Origin of the sequence: Collinsella sp. AF08-23 (assembly GCF_003479805.1) — a bacterium.
GTDB lineage: Bacteria > Actinomycetota > Coriobacteriia > Coriobacteriales > Coriobacteriaceae > Collinsella.
Genome location: NZ_QUHV01000009.1, coordinates 94,110 through 99,537 on the forward strand (window position 1 = coordinate 94,110; position 5,428 = coordinate 99,537).

The 5,428-nt window shown below is 63.6% G+C and carries 3 rRNA genes; all 3 read right to left on the reverse strand.

From position 1 onward, the window contains the following. Positions 1–34: 34 nt before the first annotated feature. Positions 35–150: ribosomal RNA gene (rrf, locus tag DWV48_RS06550) — 5S ribosomal RNA — on the reverse strand. Between the two features lie 145 nt (positions 151–295). Beyond that, positions 296–3,271 (reverse strand): 23S ribosomal RNA (locus tag DWV48_RS06555). Between the two features lie 321 nt (positions 3,272–3,592). After that, a 16S ribosomal RNA gene (locus tag DWV48_RS06560) occupies positions 3,593–5,097 on the reverse strand. The 16S, 23S and 5S rRNA genes sit together here, the layout of an rRNA operon. Positions 5,098–5,428 lie beyond the last annotated feature (331 nt).

A 5,428-nucleotide genomic window follows, 5' to 3' on the forward strand; every position in this document is an offset into this window, starting at 1 on the left:
CCCCCCCCCGGGGGGGGGGCGAGAGCCGTCCACCGGTCAGCGGCGCCCTGCTCTCCCACGGGCTTCCCCCGCAGTACCATCGGCGCGGTGCGGCTTAGCTTCCGGGTTCGGAATGGGACCGGGCGTGCCCCGCACGCAATGGCCGCTGACCGGTGGGCGGCTCTCGTACCGTCCACCCGGGTGACACGCGCGTGCCCTGAGGGCCGCACAGCGACTTCCGCGGCGGATCCGGGATCGACCTGACCGTGACGACGCGACACCTTTGATACGTTAGTATGGCGTCCCGCCGGTCGGATGCGGGTAAGAGCTCGGGCTATTAGTACGGCTCGGCTGAGCGCGTCGCCGCGCTTGCACCTGCCGCCTATCGACCAGGTAGTCTACCTGGGCCCTTACCGGAAGGAGAACTGATCTCGGGAACGGCTTCCCGCTTAGATGCCTTCAGCGGTTATCCGCGCCGCACGTGGCTACCCGGCCGTGCCGTTGGTCGACAACCGGTTCACCAGAGGTGCGTCCACCCCGGTCCTCTCGTACTAGGGGCAGCCTCCCTCGATTCTCCTGCGCCCGCGGAGGATAGGGACCGAACTGTCTCACGACGTTCTGAACCCAGCTCGCGTACCGCTTTAAACGGCGAACAGCCGTACCCTTGGGACCTGCTCCAGCCCCAGGATGCGATGAGCCGACATCGAGGTGCCAAACCTTGCCGTCGATGTGGACTCTTGGGCAAGATCAGCCTGTTATCCCCGGAGTACCTTTTATCCGTTGAGCGACGGCCCACCCACGCGGGGCCGCCGGATCACTAGAGCCTGCTTTCGCACCTGCTCGGCGTGTCTGCCTCGCAGTCAAGCCCGCTTACGCTCTTGCACTCATTGAGGACGGTTGCCGACCGTCCCGAGCGGACCTTCGCGCGCCTCCGTTACCCTTTGGGAGGCGACCGCCCCAGTCAAACTACCCACCTGGCACGGTCCCCCGGCCGGATCACGGCCCGGGGTTAGGACGCCGGCGCGCCGAGGGCGGTATTCCAAGGTCGGCTCCACCCGGGCTGGCGCCCGGGCTTCGAAGCCTCCCGCCTATCCTCTACGCGACGGGCCAGCGGCCAATGCCAAGCTGCAGTGAAGGTTCACGGGGTCTTTCCGTCCTTCCGCGGGTAAGTCGCATCTTCACGACTAGTGGAATTTCACCGGGTCCATGGTCGAGACAGCGCCCAATTCGTTGCGCCTTTCGTGCAGGTCGGAACTTACCCGACAAGGAATTTCGCTACCTTAGGACCGTTATAGTTACGGCCGCCGTTTACCGGGGCTTGGCTTCGGGGCTTCGCCTCGCGGCTAACCCCTCCGCGTGACCTTCCGGCACCGGGCAGGCGTCAGACCCTATACGTCGGCTCTCGCCTTCTGCAGAGTCCTGTGTTTTTGGTAAACAGTCGATTGGGCCTCTTCACTGCGGCCGGCCTCCGCTCGCCCAGCGAGTGGGTCCACGTACGCGCCGGCGCCCCTTCTCCCGAAGTTACGGGGCCATTTTGCCGAGTTCCTTGACCATGGTTGACCCGATCGCCTCGGTATGTTCTACCCACCCACCTGTGTCGGTTTGCGGTACGGGCGGAGATGCCCCTGCCTAGGGGTTTTTCTGGGGACCACGGGCTCACTCGCTTCGCTCAGTCGCTTCGTCCGGAGCCTCGCCCTCGGTGGAGACCGGATTTGCCTGGTCTCCGGGCCGCGCTCCATCACGGGGACGTCCAGAACCCCGCCGAGCCACCCCAATCCGTCGCCCCGTCGGTCGTGACGGTGCATCTCCGGTGCAGGAATGTCCACCTGCTGCGCTTCGCCTACGGCCTCCGCCCTCGGCTTAGCCCCCGACTGACCCTGGGAGGATTAGCCTCGCCCAGGAAACCTCGGGTTTACGGCGGACGAGTTACTCTCTCGTCTCTCGCTACTCATGCCAGCATTCTCACTCCCCAGCAGTCCACCGTCGGTGACCCTCCGGCTTCGCCCCGCTGGGGACGCTCCCCTACCCAACGAATGATCGTTGCCGCCGCTTCGGCTCTCAGTTTAGCCCCGTGTATTGTCGGCGCATGTCCACTCGACCAGTGAGCTGTTACGCACTCTTTGAAGGGGTGGCTGCTTCTAAGCCAACCTCCTGGTTGTCTGCGCGGACGCACATCCTTTGCCACTTAACTGAGAATTGGGGGCCTTAGCGGGCGGTCTGGGCTGTTTCCCTCTCGAGCACACAGCTTAGCCCACATGCTCTGACTGCCGCGCTCTGGACCGACCGGCATTCGGAGTTCGGTTCGAATCGGTAGGCGGCGAAGCCCCCTCATCGATCCGGTGCTCTACCTCCGGCGGTTAACGCGCGACGCTAGCCCTAAAGCTATTTCGGGGAGAACGAGATATCTCCGGGTTTGATAGGCCTTTCACCCCTATCCCCAGGTCATCGGCGCACTTTTCAACGTACGTCCGTTCGGCCCTCCACGGGGTCTTACCCCCGCTTCAGCCTGCCCAGGGATAGCTCACCCGGCTTCGCGTCTGCGGCACGCGACTCATGTCGCCCGTTTCGGACTCGCTTTCGCTCCGGCTCGCTTCCATAGCTTAACCTTGCCGCGTGCCAGCAACTCGCTGGCTCATTCTACAAAAGGCACGCCGTCACCGGAACGAGCCGGCTCCGACGCCTTGCGGGCGCACGGTTTCAGGTACTGTTTCACTCCCCTCCCGGGGTGCTTTTCACCTTTCCCTCACGGTACTGGTGCGCTATCGGTCACATGGGAGTATTCAGGCTTGGAGGGTGGTCCCCCCGGGTTCGGACCGGGTTTCACGTGCCCGGCCCTACTCAGGAGCCTCCTTCGGGGTCCGTCCCAGGGTGCGCCTACGGGGCCCTAACCCTGTGCCGCCGGCCTTCCCATGCCGTTCGGCTCCCCTGGACGGTTCCCCGCCGGGAGCGCCAGCTCCCGGGCGGGAGGCCCTGCAACCCCGTGGGCGGTATAGGCTGGCGCCCGCCCGCTCCACGGTTTGGCCTAGGTCCCCTTTCGCTCGCCGCTACTCGGGGAATCTCGATGTTGATTTCTCTTCCTCCGGGTACTTAGATGTTTCAGTTCCCCGGGTTGTCCCCCTCCGGACTATGTGTTCATCCGGAGGGTGCCAGGACTTCTCCTGGCGGGTTCGCCCATTCGGAGACCCGCGGGTCGAAGGGTGTGTGCCCCTAACCGCGGATTATCGCAGCTTGCCGCGTCCTTCGTCGGCTCCATGTGCCAAGGCATCCGCCGTGCGCCCTAGATATCTTCCCGCCCCAACCGGGACGGGACGCCGTATCTAGACACTTGAATGTCTGGGTGTCGCATACGCTCGGTGACGTGCGTCACCGGCGATCGTCATGCAACTTACTATATGTTTGCAGATTGGAAGATATGTATCTCATATCTCTATATAGAAGAATCGATCAGATCAATAAATAGATCCGTCTTGTCGCTATGCGGCTCTCAAGGTACGCGGGGTGACCCCGGGGACCGGACACGCGAAGGGGCGGGGGGCGGAGACTCGGGCACACCTGCGCCGTAACTTGTGAGATCTGATTCTCTAGTGCTTTCAGAAAGCCTCATGCTCCCTAGAAAGGAGGTGATCCAGCCGCACGTTCCCGTACGGCTACCTTGTTACGACTTCACCCCCCTCACCCTCCACACCTTCGGCGCCTCCCCCCAAACGGTTGGGCCGGCGACTTCGGGTGCAGACGACTCGGGTGGTGTGACGGGCGGTGTGTACAAGGCCCGGGAACGCATTCACCGCGGCATGCTGATCCGCGATTACTAGCAACTCCGACTTCATGGGGGCGGGTTGCAGCCCCCAATCCGAACTGGGGCCGGCTTTCAGGGATCCGCTCCGGCTCGCGCCATCGCATCCCGCTGTACCGGCCATTGTAGCACGTGTGCAGCCCAGGGCATAAGGGGCATGATGACTTGACGTCGTCCCCGCCCTCCTCCGGATTGACTCCGGCGGTCCCGCATGGGTGCCCACCCGAGGTGCTGGCAACATGCGGCGGGGGTTGCGCTCGTTGCTGGACTTAACCAAACATCTCACGACACGAGCTGACGACAGCCATGCACCACCTGTATGGGCTCCTCTCGGCCACGGGGTCTCCCCCGCTTCACCCATATGTCAAGCCCTGGTAAGGTTCTTCGCGTTGCTTCGAATTAAGCCACATGCTCCGCTGCTTGTGCGGGCCCCCGTCAATTCCTTTGAGTTTTAGCCTTGCGGCCGTACTCCCCAGGCGGGACGCTTAATGCGTTGGCTGCGGCACGGAGGGATCGTCCCCCCACACCTAGCGTCCATCGTTTACGGCTGGGACTACCAGGGTATCTAATCCTGTTCGCTCCCCCAGCTTTCGCGCCTCAGCGTCGGTCTCGGCCCAGAGGGCCGCCTTCGCCACCGGTGTTCCACCCGATATCTGCGCATTCCACCGCTACACCGGGTGTTCCACCCTCCCCTACCGGACCCGAGCCCGGCGGTTCAGGGGGCGGGACGGGGTTGAGCCCCGCCATTTGACCCCCTGCCTGCCGGGCCGCCTACGCGCGCTTTACGCCCAATGAATCCGGATAACGCTCGCCCCCTACGTATTACCGCGGCTGCTGGCACGTAGTTAGCCGGGGCTTCTTCTGCAGGTACCGTCTTGTCTCATCCCTGCTGAAAGCGGTTTACGACCCGAGGGCCTTCGTCCCGCACGCGGCGTCGCTGCGTCAGGGTTCCCCCCATTGCGCAAGATTCCCCACTGCTGCCTCCCGTAGGAGTCTGGGCCGTGTCTCAGTCCCAATCTGGCCGGTCGGTCTCTCAACCCGGCTACCCGTCGTCGGCACGGTGGGCCGTCACCCCGCCGTCTACCTGATGGGCCGCGGAGCCATCCCCTCCCGTCTGGGCTTTGCCCGGCCGGCCATGCGGCCTGCCGGGGTCATCCGGTATTACCCACGGTTTCCCGAGGCTATCCCGGAGGAGGGGGCGGGTTCTCCACGTGTTACTCAGCCGTTCGCCACTCGCTTCCCCCCGAAGGGGGGTGCCGTTCGACTTGCATGTGTTAGGCGCGCCGCCAGCGTTCATCCTGAGCCAGGATCGAACTCTCCGTCCAATTATGATGGCCGGACGCTGCGTCCGGTCGCGATCATGGTGGGCGCGGAGTGCCCGTCCCGACCAGCATCTCGCTGAATCGGATTCCATTCGATATGTTAGCGTTTCAGTAAACTGGTTAAGGAAAAGTTGAACGGGGCCTGACTAAGTCAGACCTTACACAACTGATCTCGAAAAGTACATCACTGCTGACACCTTATAAATGGTGTCTCCACTTACTTCCGTCTCTTCGCGGTATCCGGTTCTCAAGGTACCCGCCGCGGGTCTTCCCGGCCTCGTCTTCACTCGGCCACCCGCGCGGCAAGGAGATATATTGCCAGAGTCGGAGGGGC